The 17,171-nt window shown below is 46.8% G+C and carries 20 protein-coding genes and 1 riboswitch; of the genes, 1 reads left to right on the top strand and 19 read right to left on the bottom strand.

Features of this window, described 5'->3' with window-relative positions; all coding sequences use genetic code 11:
• Positions 1-149: 149 nt before the first annotated feature.
• The 14 genes from ytfJ to NST47_RS14195 form a co-directional block, all read right to left on the bottom strand.
• Positions 150-650 carry a GerW family sporulation protein gene (gene ytfJ, locus NST47_RS14260; protein WP_076228361.1) on the bottom strand — a complete coding sequence of 167 codons (501 nt, stop codon included), beginning with the start codon at positions 648-650 and terminating at the stop codon, positions 150-152.
• Between the two features lie 108 nt (positions 651-758).
• Entirely contained in the window at positions 759-1,430 is a 672-nt protein-coding gene (locus tag NST47_RS14255) for a DUF2953 domain-containing protein (RefSeq protein WP_341155744.1), read from the bottom strand.
• 135 nt (positions 1,431-1,565) lie between these two features.
• Positions 1,566-2,183 carry an SMC-Scp complex subunit ScpB gene (gene scpB, locus NST47_RS14250; protein WP_341155743.1) on the bottom strand — a complete coding sequence of 206 codons (618 nt, stop codon included), beginning with the start codon at positions 2,181-2,183 and terminating at the stop codon, positions 1,566-1,568.
• On the bottom strand, positions 2,152-2,943 hold the full coding sequence (locus tag NST47_RS14245) for a segregation and condensation protein A (protein WP_341155742.1): 792 nt from the start codon (positions 2,941-2,943) through the stop codon (positions 2,152-2,154). The genes scpB and NST47_RS14245 overlap by 32 nt, the downstream gene beginning before the upstream one ends.
• A 63-nt stretch (positions 2,944-3,006) precedes the next feature.
• On the bottom strand, positions 3,007-3,474 hold the full coding sequence (gene ribH / locus NST47_RS14240) for a 6,7-dimethyl-8-ribityllumazine synthase (RefSeq protein ID WP_076227705.1): 468 nt from the start codon (positions 3,472-3,474) through the stop codon (positions 3,007-3,009).
• 34 nt (positions 3,475-3,508) lie between these two features.
• On the bottom strand, positions 3,509-4,723 hold the full coding sequence (locus tag NST47_RS14235) for a bifunctional 3,4-dihydroxy-2-butanone-4-phosphate synthase/GTP cyclohydrolase II (protein ID WP_076227708.1): 1,215 nt from the start codon (positions 4,721-4,723) through the stop codon (positions 3,509-3,511).
• 27 nt (positions 4,724-4,750) lie between these two features.
• Complete coding sequence (gene ribE, locus NST47_RS14230) at positions 4,751-5,416, bottom strand: riboflavin synthase (RefSeq protein ID WP_341155741.1); 666 nt, start codon at positions 5,414-5,416, stop codon at positions 4,751-4,753.
• Between the two features lies 1 nt (position 5,417).
• A complete protein-coding gene (gene ribD, locus NST47_RS14225; RefSeq protein WP_341155740.1) occupies positions 5,418-6,533 on the bottom strand; it encodes a bifunctional diaminohydroxyphosphoribosylaminopyrimidine deaminase/5-amino-6-(5-phosphoribosylamino)uracil reductase RibD in 1,116 nt (371 codons plus the stop codon).
• Positions 6,534-6,753: 220 nt separating this feature from the next.
• Positions 6,754-6,920: riboswitch (FMN riboswitch) on the bottom strand.
• A gap of 119 nt (positions 6,921-7,039) precedes the next feature.
• Positions 7,040-7,309: a hypothetical protein gene (locus NST47_RS14220; RefSeq protein WP_076227746.1), complete on the bottom strand. Its 270-nt coding sequence runs from the start codon at positions 7,307-7,309 to the stop codon at positions 7,040-7,042.
• A 179-nt stretch (positions 7,310-7,488) separates the two neighbouring features.
• Entirely contained in the window at positions 7,489-7,920 is a 432-nt protein-coding gene (locus tag NST47_RS14215; protein ID WP_076227749.1) for a peptidylprolyl isomerase, read from the bottom strand.
• Positions 7,921-8,001: 81 nt separating this feature from the next.
• Complete coding sequence (lysA, locus tag NST47_RS14210; protein ID WP_341155739.1) at positions 8,002-9,333, bottom strand: diaminopimelate decarboxylase; 1,332 nt, start codon at positions 9,331-9,333, stop codon at positions 8,002-8,004.
• Between the two features lie 85 nt (positions 9,334-9,418).
• Entirely contained in the window at positions 9,419-11,059 is a 1,641-nt protein-coding gene (locus NST47_RS14205; RefSeq protein ID WP_445667463.1) for a spore germination protein, read from the bottom strand.
• A gap of 56 nt (positions 11,060-11,115) precedes the next feature.
• Complete coding sequence (locus NST47_RS14200; protein WP_341155737.1) at positions 11,116-11,541, bottom strand: stage V sporulation protein AB; 426 nt, start codon at positions 11,539-11,541, stop codon at positions 11,116-11,118.
• The gene (locus tag NST47_RS14195; RefSeq protein ID WP_341155736.1) at positions 11,538-12,176 is read right to left on the bottom strand and encodes a stage V sporulation protein AA; all 639 of its coding nucleotides are present in this window, start codon (positions 12,174-12,176) and stop codon (positions 11,538-11,540) included. Before NST47_RS14195 ends, NST47_RS14200 begins: the two co-directional genes overlap by 4 nt.
• A 170-nt stretch (positions 12,177-12,346) precedes the next feature.
• Between NST47_RS14195 and NST47_RS14190 the strand changes: the two genes are divergently transcribed.
• Entirely contained in the window at positions 12,347-12,559 is a 213-nt protein-coding gene (locus tag NST47_RS14190) for a DUF378 domain-containing protein (RefSeq protein ID WP_341155735.1), read from the top strand.
• Positions 12,560-12,671: 112 nt separating this feature from the next.
• Here NST47_RS14190 and sigF read toward each other — a convergent pair whose 3' ends face one another.
• From sigF to NST47_RS14165, 5 genes are all read right to left on the bottom strand, one after another.
• Positions 12,672-13,427 carry an RNA polymerase sporulation sigma factor SigF gene (sigF, locus tag NST47_RS14185; protein WP_076227764.1) on the bottom strand — a complete coding sequence of 252 codons (756 nt, stop codon included), beginning with the start codon at positions 13,425-13,427 and terminating at the stop codon, positions 12,672-12,674.
• Positions 13,428-13,440: 13 nt separating this feature from the next.
• Positions 13,441-13,887 carry an anti-sigma F factor gene (gene spoIIAB / locus NST47_RS14180; RefSeq protein WP_076227766.1) on the bottom strand — a complete coding sequence of 149 codons (447 nt, stop codon included), beginning with the start codon at positions 13,885-13,887 and terminating at the stop codon, positions 13,441-13,443.
• Positions 13,884-14,237: an anti-sigma F factor antagonist gene (gene spoIIAA / locus NST47_RS14175; RefSeq protein WP_076227768.1), complete on the bottom strand. Its 354-nt coding sequence runs from the start codon at positions 14,235-14,237 to the stop codon at positions 13,884-13,886. Before spoIIAA ends, spoIIAB begins: the two co-directional genes overlap by 4 nt.
• Before the next feature lie 168 nt (positions 14,238-14,405).
• Positions 14,406-15,587: a D-alanyl-D-alanine carboxypeptidase family protein gene (locus tag NST47_RS14170; protein ID WP_341155734.1), complete on the bottom strand. Its 1,182-nt coding sequence runs from the start codon at positions 15,585-15,587 to the stop codon at positions 14,406-14,408.
• A 184-nt stretch (positions 15,588-15,771) separates the two neighbouring features.
• The gene (locus NST47_RS14165; RefSeq protein WP_341155733.1) at positions 15,772-17,112 is read right to left on the bottom strand and encodes a pyrimidine-nucleoside phosphorylase; all 1,341 of its coding nucleotides are present in this window, start codon (positions 17,110-17,112) and stop codon (positions 15,772-15,774) included.
• Positions 17,113-17,171 lie beyond the last annotated feature (59 nt).

Below are 17,171 nucleotides of genomic sequence, written 5' to 3'. Positions count from 1 at the left end.
AAATCCAGATAAAATAAATATAAAAGAAACCTGCAAAAAGAGCAATCTATTTTCCTCAATAAATAGGTAAAGCTGCCCATCATTACGATGAGCAGCTCTTTATAGATCTTGGTATAAGGCTGTGGACCTATTGAATAATAAAGCAAGCTTTAGACAATATAGTTTGGATTGTCCGATGGATTCGTTACACTTATCGTTCCGCTTCCAGCCTGATTATGGGTAGTGGAATTCAGTCCACCCTTCATCATGCTTTGAATACGATCGACAACACTAGGTGCTGCATCAATCAGTCTTTCCAGCAAATGCGTTTGATTGTCCAATGGAACAATTTTGACACCTTGCTTACCTACGACCAGAAAAGCAATAGGTGTGATTGATACGCCTCCACCGCTGCCTCCGCCAAACGGAAGTGAAACCTGTGCATTCGCTCCATCGTGACGGCCCGCTCCCGACGAATTACCCGATGCGGAATCTTCTTGTCCGAACTCGCTGCCACCTGCCGCGAAGCCAAAGCCGACTTTTGATATCGGCATAATCACACTACCATCGGGAGTTTCCACCGGATCCCCCACGATTGTGTTGACATCGACCATTTCCTTAATGTTTTCCATTGCCGTCTTCATAAGACCTTGTATGGGATGCTCTGTCATCATTGGTTGTGCCTCCTTGTTGTGTACTGGATTCCTCAAACATAAGGAAATCAACGCAAGTATAGCTTAACCGAAAAGCGGTATTACTATGTAAAGCAAACTCGCCCTTCAAGCTTTAAACAACACTCTTCGCCACGTCTTCAAACCGCCTTTTATTTTGAGAATCCTTGTCAATAAACGTATCCCGGCAATAAGGATGAACCACATGCTTATTTGCAGCTTTACCAATACCTCGGTGGAAAATCGGGTCTGGTTATACTGCGGTATAACTTGCAGCTTCGGTCGTGCATCCAGCTTAATGTAGCGGGACAAAAAACCGAGCATCGTCGATTTTAATCCCCATATCATACCGGTGGCCATAGCCGTTTCCGGTGCATCGCCAATACCGACAGAGGTTTTCCAGTCAAATTGAATGCACTTGACGTGGGTTAACGTGATCGTCAGCCATTCGTGAAATTGAAAGCAGTTCCTAAGCAGCTCTAATGCATTATTAAAACTTTCTTTAATACTGCGCTTGGTAATTTTCTCTTCTTTTACACTGATCACTTGATGTTCCTTCTTATCGATATATGCAGCCTCTACATTAACACCCTCGACAAAATTTTTAAATTGGATAAAAGGAACCGCGATTCGTTTCTTGAGCATCCCGTACAGCCCATGAATATCAAACGTGATATCATCATCCTGTGCTTCTCTTACAATCGTTAACCGGCATCTAATGGGACTTGAGAGAAGCGCCACTACCGCAATAATCACAGCAGCTATAATCCAATAATTCAATATCGCTCACCCCTCATTTTTAATATTACAGCCTGAAAAAACAAAAAACCCCTTATCGCAGAAGCTTAAGCTTCTTTCCAGGAGTTAGTATAGCCCTATTTGATTAAATCATTCCAGGTGCCTCGTCGATCAATATTATTCACTTTCGGTTACATCATCAAAGGAGATTTGATGCCTTTCCCCATTGTCCAGTTTACTGAACAACAGGCGAGTCTCCTCTTCCAAATTGTCATCGTTCTGGAACAGCGAAGATTCCGGAAGCTCCTCAATCGTACCCAGTGCAAAGTAATCCAGAAACGGCTTTGTGGTTCCATATAATATCGGTCGACCAGGAGCGTCTGCACGATCGACTTCCTTGATTAAATCCTTGGCCACGAGTGTATGCAACGCTCGTTCAGCCTTGACACCACGAATCTCTTCGATCTCCACCCGGGTTATCGGTTGTTTGTAAGCGACTATTGCCAAGGTTTCCAAAGCAGCCTGTGACAAAGATGAGCGTGAAGGAGAATAGGCAAGCCGTTCAAAATATGGCGCATGGGCTGGAAGCGTCGTTAATTGGTAGGTTCCGGCGAGCCCAACAATTTGCAAACCTCGCTTGCTGTTCCGTAAGTCTCCTTGCAGATCCCCTATCAAATTACGCACAACATCCGTACTAAGTTCCAACACCTCAGCAAGCTGCTTGGTATCCAGACCCTCGTCTCCAGCGACAAATAGCAAGCCTTCAATAACTGATTTCATCTGTTGAAAATCCATCCGCCTTTCCTTCCTCTCTTGCCTGTATGACGATATCCTCGAAAAATCGGTGCTGATAGCACACGATCATTTTCATCTTCATGAGCTCCAGTAATGCCAAAAAGGTAGTGACAATACTTTCCCGCGAATAATCACCATCGGTTAATTTGGAAAACAATATTTTGCCGTCCGCTTCCTTTAACCACCTTACTACATCTTTCATTCGGTCTTTGACCGATATTTCATCCTTGCGTATTTTGGTAACCATGTTTCTGCTGGCCATACGCTGCATAGCCCTCTGAAATGCATTTACTAGATCCGTAACTCCGAGTCCTTTAACCGGATTCTCGACGATTTGATGAATATAGGGTGATAAGTCCTCAGGCTCACGGGTATAGATAAGCTTGCGTTCAAGTTCTTTGTCACGCAAATGGTCGGCAATCGCTTTATATTTGCGGTATTCGATCAGTTTTTCAACCAGCTCAGAGCGCGGATCGTAATCCTCGTCGAACAAGTAATCGTCATAATCGTCCATCTCAATGATAGGAGGCTTTGGCAGTAACATCTTGCTTTTGATGGACAGAAGTGTAGCTGCCATTAATAAGAATTCACTCGTCAGCTCCATCTCCAGCTCCTGCATCGTATCGAGATAGCTCATATATTGGTCGGTAATCTCTTTAATAGGTATATTATAGATATCAACTTCGGATCGATCAATCAAGTGCAGCAACAAATCAAGGGGGCCCTCAAACTTGTCAAGCTTATACGTAACCTTGTCCAACCGTCGTTCCCCCTTAAAATGTTAGCAGCCGTTCAAACGTTCAGGCTCGTATTGAATTGTATATTAGGAGAACTGTTTGGTCAAATTCGCCATCTCAATTGCACTTACAGCCGCTTCCCAGCCCTTGTTGCCAGCCTTGGTGCCCGCGCGCTCAATCGCCTGTTCAATCGAATCAGTAGTCAATACACCAAAAATCGTCGGTACACCGGTTTTGAGATTGATCGCGGCAACGCCTTTGGCTGCTTCACTGCACACATAATCAAAATGCGGTGTGGAACCACGAATAACTGCACCCAGGGTGATGACGGCATCGTATTTACCGCTTTCGGCCATTTTTTGGGCAATCAGAGCGATTTCGAAAGCTCCTGGCACCCATGCAACCTCAACCTCGTCTTCAGTCGCTCCATGGCGTTTGAATGCATCTAAAGCGCCACTCAGCAGCTTGCCTGTAATAAATTCATTGAAACGGGCAACAACAACTCCGTATTTTAAACCCTCTGAAACTAAATGTCCCTCGTAAATTTTTGTCATGATGATTAACATCCTTTCAATTTATCATTTTTTATTAGATTTGAAAATCAAGCAAGTGTCCTAATTTTTCATGTTTCGTGTGTAAATAGCTCGCATTGGATTCATTTTCCTGCATTTGAATCGGTACCCGTTCTACAACTTCCAGACCATAACCCTCTAAGCCTTTGATTTTACGAGGATTGTTCGTCAGCAAGCGAATCTTTTGCAAGCCCAGGTCCTTCAATATTTGGGCGCCAATGCCGTATTCACGCAAATCAGGCGCAAAGCCCAATTTAATATTCGCGTCCACAGTGTCCAAACCCTCTTCTTGCAGGACATAAGCCTTCAGCTTGTTAATCAAGCCGATGCCGCGACCTTCCTGACGCATATACAGCAGCACACCGGAACCCGCTTCATCGATCTGTTTAAGCGCCGCGTTCAGCTGAGGTCCGCAATCGCAGCGGTGGGAATGGAATACATCGCCCGTCAAGCACTCCGAGTGAACACGAACCAGAGTCGGCACCGAGCCATCGATCTTACCTTTAACAAGCGCTACATGCTCTTTTTGATCGACAGCGTTGGAATACGCTATGGCTTTATACACACCGTAGTCCGTTGGCAGCTTGACCTCAACCTCACGGTTTACCAATTTCTCCTTGTGATTGCGATAGTGAATCATATCTTTGATCGTGATGATCTTGATATCATGCTTTTGGCTAAATTCCATTAATTCCGGAACACGCGCCATTTCTCCATCTTCTTTAATAATTTCGCAAATGACCGCTGCCGGATAAGAGCCGCACATACGAGCCAGATCGATAGCAGCCTCGGTATGACCGGTGCGGCGCAATACGCCACCTGCTTTGGCAATCAAGGGGAAGATATGTCCAGGTCGACGAAAGCTATGCGGCTTTGAGCTTGGATCAATAAGTGCTTTTACGGTCATGGAGCGCTCGGTAGCGGAAATTCCCGTTGTCGTATCGGCCCCGTCTACCGAGACAGTAAATGCTGTTCCATGATAGTCGGTATTTCTCGAAACCATAGGCGGCAGCTCCAGCTCCTGGGCACGCTCCTCGGTAATAGGCACGCACACCAATCCGCGTCCTTCCTTGATCATAAAATTAATAATCTCGGGAGTCGCCTTGTCCGCTAGTGCAATGAAATCTCCTTCGTTCTCACGGTCCTCATCGTCAACAGCGATAATGACCTTACCCAACATCAAATCGTAGATAGCTTCCTCGATAGTATTAAATTGAATAGGTACTGTCATTTCCCACTCCCACCTCTCTATGTTTGCTTACATGAATCCATTCTCCGCCAAAAACGCAGCTGTTAGCTTACTAGATTTATTCTCTGAGCCTCCGCCATGTGTACGAAAGCCCAGCAGCTTCTCCATATATTTGCCCAATACATCAGCCTCCAGATTCACTTCATCACCAGGTTTCTTATGCTGGAGCACCGTTTGCGCTAGTGTATGTGGAATGATGGAGACCGTAAATCGTTGATCGGTTACTTGCACTAGCGTTAGGCTAATACCATCAATGGTGATCGAGCCATGGGGAATCATATATTTCAAAATAGCTGTATCCTCCGGCTCGATTTCGTAGACAACCGCATTTTGATCGGTCGTTCTGCTAGTAATCGTTCCTATCGAATCCACATGTCCTTGAACAATATGACCACCAAAACGTCCGCCCACCGCCATCGCACGCTCCAGATTCACTGGATCACCGGTATGAAGCTTGCTAAGTGTCGTTCGTCGGAACGTTTCCGGCATGACATCGACCGTAATCGATGAGCCATCATATTTCACGACGGTCAAACAAACACCATTGACAGAAATACTGTCTCCCAGATGAACATCCTCCAGGATACGGCTGGCACCAATGCTCAATATCATCGCCTGCCCCTGCCGTGAAATACTTCTCATATTGCCAATTTCTTCAATAATACCTGTAAACATCTTACCTCACCTCGCTGCTGTAGCGTGGATATCCAGTCACGCAAACATCCTCACCAAACTGTTGAATCGTAGTACGTTCCAAGCGGATAGCTTCCTCCATACGATCAAATCCTGCAAAGGGCATCGTATCCAGTGATTGACGGCCGCCTCCAATAATTTTGGGTGCGAAGAACAAATGAACCTTGTTAACCAGCTGCTGTTGCAGCATGGCACCATTCAGTGTGCCGCCGCCTTCGAGTAAAATCGATGCGATATCGCGTCCACCCAACTGCTCCATTGCCTTGCTCAGATCCACTTGAGGCCCGCTGCCACATGAAATGACGGTCACACCAGCCGTTTCAAGCCGCAGTTTGGATGACTCTGAAGCATTCTCTGTTGTCAGGACAAGTGTCTCTGCGGTACGATCCGTCACTACCTTGGAATCAAGCGGCAGCCGCAAGGTAGAATCGACAATGAGCCGAATCGGGTGCAGCGCAGGTACATCCAGTCGTGTCGTCAACAAGGGATCATCTGCAAGAACGGTGCCTATACCAACCATAATCGCTTGGTGACGATGACGTAAATTATGAACATGAGTGCGAGATTCCGCATTCGTAATCCATTTACTATCCCCCGTCCTGGAGGCAATCTTGCCATCCAGTGTGCTGGCCGTCTTCATCGTGACGAACGGGCGTTTGGAACCGATGAAATGATTGAACGTCTCGTTCAGCTCCCGGCACGCTTCGGCTAACACCCCCGTTACGACCTCCAAACCATGCTGTCTCAAACGTTCAATCCCGGTTCCAGCTACCAGTGGGTTGGGATCCTCGCTGCCCACAACGACACGTTTCACCTTTTCTTTAATAAGTCGGTCGCTGCAGGGTGGCGTGATGCCAAAATGGCTGCAGGGCTCTAAGGTAACATAGGCTGTGCTCCCTTCTGCTTCAGCCCCGGCCATCTGCAAAGCGTGAATTTCAGCATGAGCCGTTCCCCGTTTGAGATGAGCACCCATTCCAACGATCCTGCCGTCCTTGACGAGCACGCAGCCTACGACCGGATTAATTCCCGTTTGGCCTGCTGCAGCCCCAGCAAGCTGAATCGCAAGCCGCATGTAATATTCATCATTCAACAGCTCCATCAAAGTCACTTCCCTGCCAAATTGCTATTGGGTTAACAAAAAAAGCCCTCTTCTCTACAGAAGGGGCTTGTGAAAGAATTACGAAAAAAACGCAGAGTGATAGCGCATCTACGCGATTGAATGTTCCAAGGCAACACAAATTGAACAGGCCCTAAACCTATTTTTCATATCATGCTGCAGTTGGTTTCATAACAACCCACGACAAATACCAGTGTCCACGTTTTCCCTTCTCCCATCCAGACTATACTGTCGGTCTCGGAATTTCACCAAGTCCACCGGTGACTGCAGCAATAAAGCTGAAGCCCACGGGTCACGGACTGAACAAAACGCTGTTAAGCGTCTCATATCACCGCCGGTGGGGAATTTCACCCCGCCCCGAAGGAAAACATCTTGATTATGTTGTTAGAATTCCTACTAAGTAGGTTGGAAAATACTTTGACAGAATTTTAACATCATTTTCGTGAAATTGCAACAGTTAGTATGTTAAAACTTTGATCTACACAGATTTATTTTCTTTTATTTACGTGGTACGTCAAATCCTTGAAAGTTCGGATAATACGAATCGATACATGATCATTGCTGGCTCGGTCCACGGGAACAAATACCATATTGATATAATCCTTAAGCTCCATATCCATGCCTTGCTCCTTGAATGCCTGAATAAAATCTCCAACATTCGGTGATGTGGATGGATCACAAAAAATTGAAATCTCTTTAATGGTCTTGACCGTACCGTCCACATGTTCAATTGAAGCTATGTATTTCGCTTTATCCATGTGATTGACCTCACCTTCTCAACTACTAACAATCCTTGTCAATATAGCATATATGGAAGTCATTTACATGATAGAATAGGATCATTTATTCAAATCGCTTCCAAACAAGAAAAGCCGAGCCCCTTCTAGATTGAGGGGGACTCGGCTATAGCTTCAAATAAGCAATGCTTGGGCAGCAATTAAACTTCTACCACTTTGACGGATTCCATTTGGTCTCTGCCTTTGAATTGGTCAACAAGCTCCATACCTGAAGTCACTTTACCGAATACGGTATGTTGACCATCCAGATGCGGTTGTGGACCATAGCAGATGTAGAACTGACTTCCACCTGTATTACGGCCTGCATGCGCCATAGCCAGTGTTCCACGCTCATGCTTGTTTGGATTGATTTCACAGTTGATCTTGTAGCCTGGGCCGCCAGTGCCTGTACCCGTAGGACAACCACCTTGTGCCATAAAACCAGGAATTACACGATGAAATACGAGGCCATCATAAAAACCATCATTTGCTAGCTTTTCAAAGTTCGCTACTGTGTTAGGGGCATCTTTTTCAAATAAATCGATAACGACTTCGCCGCCATTGGCAAGTTTGATTTGTGCTTGTTTTGACATGTAACATGTACACTCCTTTGTGATCTTCCTGTTCAATGTGTTTTATTGTACTACATCCTGCAGCTCTGCACAAATGCTAGACTACAAGGACTTTGTGGTTTGCTTCATTCTCGCCGGGATACGGTCATTGCCGACAATGTTATCATACGACTCGCGTTCAACCACAACCTCGGCTTCACCATTATTCACAAATACGACTGCGGGACGGCGAATCCGGTTATAATTGCTGGCCATTGCGTAATTGTAAGCACCCGTGCAGGATACAGCCAAGATATCTCCAGACTGAACCTCAGGAAGCGTAACATCCCAAATCAACATATCTCCGCTCTCACAACATTTGCCGGCTATCGATACAAGCTCTTCTTCCTTCTCAGTAGCCCGATTCGCAAGCATGGCCTCATAACGGGATTGATACAAGGCAGGACGCGGGTTATCGGTCATACCCCCATCAACAGCTACATATTTACGGACGCCCGGGATATCCTTGTGCGTACCTACCGTGTATAAGGTTGTCCCTGAATCTCCAACGATGCTGCGGCCTGGCTCCACCCAGATTTCCGGTGTTGGGTAATCATAACGGCTAAAGTTGCTGCTAATCGATTCAGCGATTGCTTTGACATATTGAGAAATCGGCAGCGGCGTATCACCCTCGACATAGCGGATACCAAACCCGCCCCCCAAATTAATTACGGAGAAAACAACGTTCAGCTCATCACGAACCTTAGCCGCGAAGCCGATAACTTTATCAACAGCCATCTGAAATCCTTGCACCTCAAAAATTTGCGACCCGATATGTGAATGGACGCCCAACAGCTTGATATAAGGGAGCTTGGTGGCTTCCTCAATGGCATGGTAGGCAGACCCGTTATCCAAATCCAATCCAAATTTCGAATCCGTTTGACCTGTAGAAATATATTCATGCGTATGAGCCTCAACGCCAGGTGTAATACGGAATAAAATATTCACTCTCTGACGCTTCTGCCCCGCAATGGCATTCAACATATGAAGCTCCACCAAATTATCGACAACGAAGCAGCCAATCCCTGCATCAATGGCCATTTCAATTTCCATAGGCGTCTTGTTATTTCCATGAAAATGTATCCGTTCGGCTGGGAATCCGGCCTGAAGTGCTGTATACAGTTCCCCATCAGACACAATGTCCAATGACATTCCCTCTTCTTCTACTAAGCGGCACATGGCCATCACACAAAATGCTTTGCTTGCATAGGCAACCTGAAATTTCAAGCCTGTTTCGCGAAAAGCTTCTACATATTCACGGCATCTTTGACGGATCAATGCTTCATCCATAACATACAGCGGAGTGCCAAAGCGCTCTACCAGATCTGTTGTATCGCATCCACCAACTTGCAAATGCCCATAATCGTTAATTGTACTCGTTCCATGCAAATACATATTTAATTTCCCTCTCCCCGTTGACATTATATCTAAAATACCATAATGGGGCATGAGCTGACAATATGTATTGAGCCCACCTCGCTTATGGCTGTCTGGTGCTATCCGCAGGCTTGGTTAAACTCATTCTGGTCTTGACAGCAAGGAATGGCCTGCGAAGAACAATTTCCCGCATCGCCTTTACGTTAAAAGGTATGAACGGCCACAAATAAGGGGCATTATACGATCTTCGTGTCGCCAGATAGATGACCCAAACCGTAGAAACGATGACGAAACCCGGAACTTTCCATATTGCAGAAGCAATCAGCAGCATCAGTCGAGTCAATCGATTGGCGAGCCCAAGTTCATAGCTCGGTGTAGCGAACGTGCCTACGGCGGCAACAGCCAGATATAAGATCACCTCATTGACGAACAGCCCCGTCTTAACCGCTACTTCTCCGACCAATACCGCAGCCACCAAGCCCATTGCTGTTGTAAGCGGCGCAGGAGTATGCACAGCAGCCATTCGCATCAGATCTATCCCGAGCTCGGCTATTAAAAATTGCACCAACAGCGGCAGCTTTACGGCTTCCTGCGGACCGATAAAGTCCATTCCGATTGGCTTCAGCTCAGGCGAGCTCACAAGCAAAAACCAGAGGGGCAGTAAAAACAGTGAAGCGGCGATTCCAAGAAATCGGACCCAACGCAGGTATGTTCCTGCCATAGGCGTTTGGCGATACTCCTCTGCATGCTGCACATGATGGAAAAAGGTTGCCGGCAATATAATGACACTTGGCGAAGTATCCACAAACAAAGTAACATGTCCCTCAAGCAGATGAACCGCAATGACATCTGGACGTTCCGAATACCGAACCATCGGATACGGATTCCAGCTTTTGCCCACAAGGGCTTCTTCCAGCTGTTTTTCAGCCAGAGGCAGACCTTCAACCTGGATTTGATTGATTTTATCACGAATTGCTTCTACCAAAGCCGGGTCGCAAATATCATCGATGTAGGCCATACACACATCCGTATGAGTTCGACGCCCGACACGCAGCATTTCAAGCTTGAGACGCGGATCACGAATCCGGCGCCTGACCAACGTCACATTGGTGAGCAGCGTTTCCACGAAGCCATCACGTGATCCCCGTACAACCCGTTCCAAATCAGGCTCCTCTGTCGAACGGACCGGGAAGCTTTTGGCATCAACAACAATAGCTGCCGCGGACCCTTCAAAGAAAAATCCGGTAGCTCCCATCGCCACCTCATCGATAACTTCATTCAATTTGTCCGTCTGCTTCACCTGAATATGAGGTATCAAAGCGTCCATGAAGAGCTGAATCGTGTCCTGTCCCGCAGAGTGACCGACCTCATGCTGAATCGGAATATCCGTAATCGCTTCATCCTTGGCATGATCACTAACGTGCTCCGCCGTAGACAAACGGTCGAGCACCATCGTAAGCACGTTGTCCTTGGCAAAACCATTATAATAAAATATTCCTGCTTTTTTTCCGCCAAACACCATTTCACGAAATACAACATCAAAGCTGGTATGCAGCCCAACCCTATGCTCCAGTATCTTTTTTAAAGCATCAAATTCGGTAGCTATGCTGTCCTCTTTCGCCAAGTTTTGGGTCTGTTTGACCGCGGATTGCTTATTGTTCTCCGATTCAGTAACATTGCCTTCGGCATCAATGATAAGAGGCTCGTCAGTCCGATCCGAATCTTCTCCGACAGAGCCCTGCATTTGCTTTGGACGCGTCCACAATTTTTTCATAACACTCCCACCTCACATGTTGTTAGTTAACCCAGGACGTGCAGCCAATCCAGCAATGACCCCAGCACTTTTCCGAACACCATGGCCATCAGCAGCCACAGCATATAGGAGGCCATCCCTACCCGTTTGGCGAGAATCGGCAGTACGTTCATTACCTCCGTCAATGCCCCTGCCAGCATGCCAACAAACCCTCCTGCCAACAAGCCGAGCAAAACTGCTGTCAACGGATGTAATGAAAAGGACCACACGAAAAAATCTGATAGTGTAAAAAACACCGAACCGCCTATGACGGACCATTCATAAGCACGGATGTACCGGTAAGAACGAGTTATTTGAGCCAGCCGCGGAATGATATCCAGCACAACGAGAAAGGCAACCATCCCGCTGCCTACGGCGATTCCACCCGCCAATCCAATAAACAGCTGTACGGGGACTAGCCACCACTGATTCATTTGGGCTCATCCTCCGCTTCATGGATTCTGCAATACTCCTCGGTAATGACGTAATGATTTACATTTTCCTGATACATAAACATTTCCACCTCGAGAGGACTCGGTTCCTCATTGAATTTCTTTTTGAACAGGTGGTTAAAAAATATGATCATTCCCACACCAATGCCGATTGAATACGGAATCTGCAGTAAGAGCGGGTATTCTGCCCATTCCCCTGTAAGCAGCCTGTAAATACGTTGATGGACAACCCCCATACTGACATCTGCATGGAAGTTCATAATGGCTAAGCCCGATCCGACGAACAAAAGCAGCCACACAAGAGCAATCCAAATCAACCTCGGCGGCTTGCGCTCATCCTTGATTTCGATCAGACAATGCGGTTCGCCAAAATGCTCAATTTGCATAAACGGGTACAGTTTTTTAATTTTACTCACAATGAGCATCATATCGATCAACAGCATGCTGCCTTCATGCTCCCGCGGACGATGCAGCAGCAGCATTTGCAAGGAGGGTTCGTATTCGGCATCAACCAGCATTTGCGCGACAGCGCCGAGTACAACCGGGTCCCCCCGACGTATACACATCCTTTTGCGTAAACGGATATACAAAGTTGCACCGGCAGTACCGGTTATCATGCCCCATCACTTCCCTTGCGTATTTATCCCATAGTATGAAAAAAAAGCTCCTCTCCTAATCACCAACAGTCATGGCAATAATTCTCTTGATGCTTGTATAAGTTATCGCTCTTTATGGGAAAGTAATCGTAAGGTCGTAAATCCTGCTAGAAGGAAGGGAGTTATGAATTATGGGAAAATTCGCATTGACGCTCGTTATTATAGGGGCTTTGAACTGGCTGCTTATCGGTTTATTTCAATGGGACCTTGTTACAGCGATATTCGGTGGAGAGGTTCATCGCGCATCCTCAGGCTTCAGCCGTGTCGTGTATGCCATCGTAGGCTTGTGCGGTCTGTACTGCCTGAAATATTTATTTTCGGATGAGACCAAAAAAGCCAGATAGATCGAGGGCGTGATTCGAAGTGCGGTTATGCAGTCTTGCACAATCTATAAAAAGTGGCCCTCAAACCATAAGTTTGAAGGCCATTTTTCTATTCGAGCTACAAGGTATTCATTTATTGGGCAATCTGATCCTTGATCGACTGTAGGATTTTTTTCTCCAGCCTGGACACCTGTACCTGCGAAATACCTAATCGATTCGCTACCTCGGACTGGGTCTGATCGCGATAATATCTCAGATAGACGATCAGCCTCTCCCGTTCGTTTAAGGTGCCTATCGCTTCATTCAAGGCGAGTTTTTCAAACCATTTATCCTGGCCTTCATCGGCAATTTGATCAATCAACGTAATGGGATCTCCGTCGTTTTCGAACACCGTTTCGTGAATCGAAGCCAGCGGCTTATTCGCCTCCTGAGCAAATACCACTTCCTCTGGGGTGATTTGCAGTTCGTCAGCAACTTCCTTAATTGTGGGCAGACGACCATTATTTTTCGATAGTTCGTCCTTTGTTTTGCGGATTTTATTAGCAAGCTCCTTCAGTGAGCGGCTCACCTTGAGTGTACCGTCATCTCTAAGAAAGCGTTGGATCTCACCAATAATCATAGGCACCGCATAAGTAGAAAATTTCACATCGTAAGATAAATCGAATTTATCGACCGATTTGAGCAATCCGATGCAGCCAATCTGGAACAGATCATCGGCCTCATAGCCCCGGTTCAAAAATCGCTGCACAACCGACCAAACCAGACGGATATTACAATTGACCAGCGTTTCTCTGGCAAGTGAATCACCGGATTGACTTAATGCAATTAAGCGCTTGACTTCGCTATCATCCAGGTATCGGTGAGAAGCATGTTTCAAATCGACATCCATATAGAATCGACCCCTAATTGAACAAAGCTTTTTTAGATTCAATTCGCTTTTTCATTTTGATTTTTGTACCGACGCCGATGGCTGTTGTCACTTCGATCTCATCCATAAAATTTTCCATGATCGTAAAGCCCATTCCTGAACGTTCAAGCTCCGGCTTGGTCGTATACAGCGGCTGCTTGGCCTGCTCTAAATCGGCAATGCCTGCACCCTGATCCTCAATCGTTAAATATAACGTGTCATCCTCGATCTCGGCTTCAATCGTGACCACACAATCAGGATGATTGTCATAACCATGAATAATCGCATTGGTAACCGCCTCAGATACGACGGTTTTCATATCCGTTAATTCCTCCAGAGTCGGATCAAGCTGCGTTACAAAGGCTGCCACCGTCACCCGTGCAAAGGATTCATTTTCGGATCGACTGGCAAACTGCAGGGTCATAAAATTCCGTTCACTCATGATACGGCCTCCAAACTGCCAAGAGCCTGTTTTTCGTTATCATAAGTGGACACAATTTTGAATAGCCCTGACATCTCCAGCAAGCGATGTACAGCCGGGTTCAGATCGCACACAACCAGCCTTCCATCCCTGGCTTTAATCTGCTTATAGCGTCCCAGAATGACCCCAAGACCAGAGCTGTCCATGAAGGACAATTCCTTAAAGCTCAGAATCATATGGTTAACATTACTCTTATTCAGAGCCTCTTCCATACGCAGCTTAACCGTCTCGGCCGTGTGATGATCCAACTCACCCTTCAGCCTGACAATGATTGCTGTACGGTGGTGCTCGATTTCAATATGCAGACTCACGCTGCTCACTCCTTCCCTTTCATGCACACCATTTCTACACAGGAATTCCCTTTTCCTGCCACTCGACAAAACTAGAAGAAATGTGCCAGAAAGTAAAGAAATGCGACATGATCGGGAAGCAGCCAGCCTATATGAGCAGTTGGTCGTTCCTTTGCCAAGGTTACTGTATTAGTCTATAAAAAATAATTGTTTGGCGCTTCGTTTCATCAGCACCCACCAGCCAGCCTTGCTGACTTCAATCGATGACTCCAGCGGAAATTCGGAGAGCACCTGATCCCCTTTGTATACAACGATTTTACCTATGGGCTGACCAATCGCGATCGGCGCCTTCAAATCTGGCAGCAGCTGCACCTCATGACGAATGTCATTACCGGCTTCGCCCTTCTTCAGCAGCATACTGTAGGAATGCTTGGCCGTCAGCGGCATGACCGACTGCTCGCCCTTGCTGATCTTAAGCTCACCGATCGAATCGCCGGTTTTGTAAATCGGATAGCTCATATATTGTGAAAAAGCATAGTCAAACAGATTTGATACTTCGGCATTGCGGGTCTTGGTATTGGGTTCACCCATAACAACGGTAATAATTCGAAAATTATCTCTTTTGGCAGTAGCCGACAGGCAGAATTTGGCCTCACTTGTGTAGCCCGTCTTCAAGCCGTCTGCTCCGCTATAGAAACGGACCAATTTATTCGTATTCACGAGCCAAAAGGGCTTGGCCGTATCCTTGCGCAAATAGTCCTGATACGTTCCCGTGAATTGCGTAATTTCCTCATGCTTTAATAACTCGCGAGACATCAAAGCGATATCGTTCGCAGAGGAGTAATGGTTATCTGCAGGAAGTCCGTTACAGTTGACAAAATGAGTATTTTTCATTCCCAGCTGGCCTGCACGGTCATTCATCATCTGTACAAAGGCTTGCTCTGAGCCGGCAAGCTTCTCAGCCATGGCCACGGAGGCATCATTGCCTGACGCCATTGCGATACCCTTCATCATATCCTGAACCGTCATTTCCTCACCCGGCTCCAGAAAGATCTGCGAGCCTCCCATCGATGCCGCATATTCGCTTGTGCGGACCTTATCCGTCATCTTGATCTTACCTTGATCCAAGGCCTCCATCACGAGCAGCATCGTCATGATTTTGGTAATACTCGCTGGCGGCAGCTTCGCATCCTTGTTTTTTTCAAATATGACTGTACCTGTGTCCACATCCATCGTAACCGCTGAAGATGCGTTCGGAGCCAAATCTACTGTCTGATTAGGCTGCTGCTTTTCTTCAGCCCAAGCAATGGGTAGACTACAAGCCACAAGTAAATGAATGCATAGCAACAGCTTGATTGTTTTCGTAAACATACCTTTTCTATCCCTCCATCCTAAAGGTTAAACTACTTCTATTCATTGTTGACGAAATTCTCCTTAAATATTCCAAACGTTGGAAAATGAAAACAGGATGATAGCCTCCCAGCAGCATGCACAAAAAAACACCCTCTTGCATCGAAGCAAAGGGTGCTCAGTTCAGCTTACAGGGTGTGTAGGGTCATGCCTGTTGAATCATCTCAACACCGTGCTTGGTAACAATCGCATAAATAAGCGGAGATCTGGCAGCACTGCCTGTAACCAGGGTAAATGCTGAACGTGTACGTTGAGTGATATCTTCTGTAAACATCGGTTCATTGTTATTCATATACAGCTCCGCTAATGTCTCGCCAGACCTGACAGCGTCACCGACCTTTTTACGAAGTACCATACCGACTGCAAGATCGATCTGGTCCTCTTTGGTCGCTCTGCCGGCTCCAAGCAGCATGGCGGTAACACCCAGTGCCTCAGCATCAATCCGAGAGACAGTGCCATCCTCTGCAGCCATGACAGGCACCTGATAGGGCGCGGATACCAATAGCTCCGGATTGTCGATGATTGCCTCATTCCCGCCCTGAGCGCCTACAAGCTGCTTCAGCTTGGCTAATGCGGACCCATTGTGCAGCAGTTCGGTCACCTTGGCCTTGGCTTCTTCGTAAGTTGCCGCTTTGCCACCCAGCACGACCATGTGAGCCGCCAGTACAATACAAAGCTCAGTCAAATCAGCAGGGCCTCGGCCCTGCAGTGTTTCTATAGCCTCGCGAACCTCCAGTGCGTTACCGATCGCTTCACCCAGCGGTTCATCCATATTGGTAATTACTGCTACGGTTTCTCTGCCAACCTCTTCACCGATTTCTACCATAGCCTGAGCCAGCTTAATCGAATCCTCCAATGACTTCATAAAAGCGCCATTGCCGGTTTTTACATCCAGCACAATCGCATCAGCGCCCGAAGCAATCTTCTTGCTCATGATCGAGCTTGCAATTAAGGGAATCGATTCAATCGTGGCCGTAACGTCACGTAGTCCATACAATTTTTTGTCCGCAGGTGTCATATTGCCGGATTGGCCGATCACCGCAACTCCGATATCGGTTACCTGCTGCAAAAACTGCTCCTTGCCCAGTTCTACCTTAAAGCCTGCAATAGCTTCCAGCTTGTCGATCGTTCCTCCTGTATGACCAAGTCCGCGACCTGACATCTTGGCTACAGGCACACCTGCCGCTGCCACTAGTGGAGCCAGAATCAGTGTCGTCGTATCGCCAACACCACCTGTGCTGTGTTTGTCCACTTTGACTCCGGGAATGGAACCGAGCTCCGCCTGATCACCGGATCGTGCCATAGCCAGAGTCAAATCTGCTGTTTCCTTAGCAGTCATACCGTTGAAATATATGGCCATTGCCCAGGCCGACATCTGGTAATCGGGAATGTCCCCTTTTGTGTAGCCTTGAATCATATAATCGATTTCCGCTGTCGTTAATTGCTCAGCATCACGTTTTTTTTGAATCAGTTCAACCGTTCTCATCGCCAGCCACCTCATCGCTATTTTATGAATGGATGGTTAAATTTTATCATACATAGGGA

The sequence above is a fragment of the Paenibacillus sp. FSL H8-0034 genome (genome assembly GCF_038000305.1).
Lineage (GTDB): Bacteria > Bacillota > Bacilli > Paenibacillales > NBRC-103111 > Paenibacillus_S.
The sequence above is the reverse complement of the archived record's forward strand: the minus strand, read 5'-3'. Positions and strand labels throughout refer to the sequence as shown.

Bases quoted from the DNA above. Each gene is read 5' to 3' on its own strand.
- ribH (WP_076227705.1), bottom strand. From the start codon at position 3,474: ATGACAAAAATTTACGAGGGACATTTAGTTTCAGAGGGTTTAAAATAC.
- NST47_RS14195 (WP_341155736.1), bottom strand. From the start codon at position 12,176: ATGATAACCGGTACTGCCGGTGCAACTTTGTATATCCGTTTACGCAAA.
- ytfJ (WP_076228361.1), bottom strand. From the start codon at position 650: ATGACAGAGCATCCCATACAAGGTCTTATGAAGACGGCAATGGAAAAC.
- scpB (WP_341155743.1), bottom strand. From the start codon at position 2,183: ATGGATTTTCAACAGATGAAATCAGTTATTGAAGGCTTGCTATTTGTC.
- ribD (WP_341155740.1), bottom strand. From the start codon at position 6,533: ATGGAGCTGTTGAATGATGAATATTACATGCGGCTTGCGATTCAGCTT.
- NST47_RS14190 (WP_341155735.1), top strand. From the start codon at position 12,347: ATGGGAAAATTCGCATTGACGCTCGTTATTATAGGGGCTTTGAACTGG.
- NST47_RS14200 (WP_341155737.1), bottom strand. From the start codon at position 11,541: ATGAATCAGTGGTGGCTAGTCCCCGTACAGCTGTTTATTGGATTGGCG.
- NST47_RS14205 (WP_445667463.1), bottom strand. From the start codon at position 11,059: ATGCAGGGCTCTGTCGGAGAAGATTCGGATCGGACTGACGAGCCTCTT.
- NST47_RS14165 (WP_341155733.1), bottom strand. From the start codon at position 17,112: ATGAGAACGGTTGAACTGATTCAAAAAAAACGTGATGCTGAGCAATTA.
- sigF (WP_076227764.1), bottom strand. From the start codon at position 13,427: ATGGATGTCGATTTGAAACATGCTTCTCACCGATACCTGGATGATAGC.
- ribE (WP_341155741.1), bottom strand. From the start codon at position 5,416: ATGTTTACAGGTATTATTGAAGAAATTGGCAATATGAGAAGTATTTCA.
- lysA (WP_341155739.1), bottom strand. From the start codon at position 9,333: ATGTATTTGCATGGAACGAGTACAATTAACGATTATGGGCATTTGCAA.
- NST47_RS14170 (WP_341155734.1), bottom strand. From the start codon at position 15,587: ATGTTTACGAAAACAATCAAGCTGTTGCTATGCATTCATTTACTTGTG.
- NST47_RS14235 (WP_076227708.1), bottom strand. From the start codon at position 4,723: ATGACAGTACCTATTCAATTTAATACTATCGAGGAAGCTATCTACGAT.
- spoIIAB (WP_076227766.1), bottom strand. From the start codon at position 13,887: ATGAGTGAACGGAATTTTATGACCCTGCAGTTTGCCAGTCGATCCGAA.
- NST47_RS14220 (WP_076227746.1), bottom strand. From the start codon at position 7,309: ATGGATAAAGCGAAATACATAGCTTCAATTGAACATGTGGACGGTACG.
- NST47_RS14215 (WP_076227749.1), bottom strand. From the start codon at position 7,920: ATGTCAAAACAAGCACAAATCAAACTTGCCAATGGCGGCGAAGTCGTT.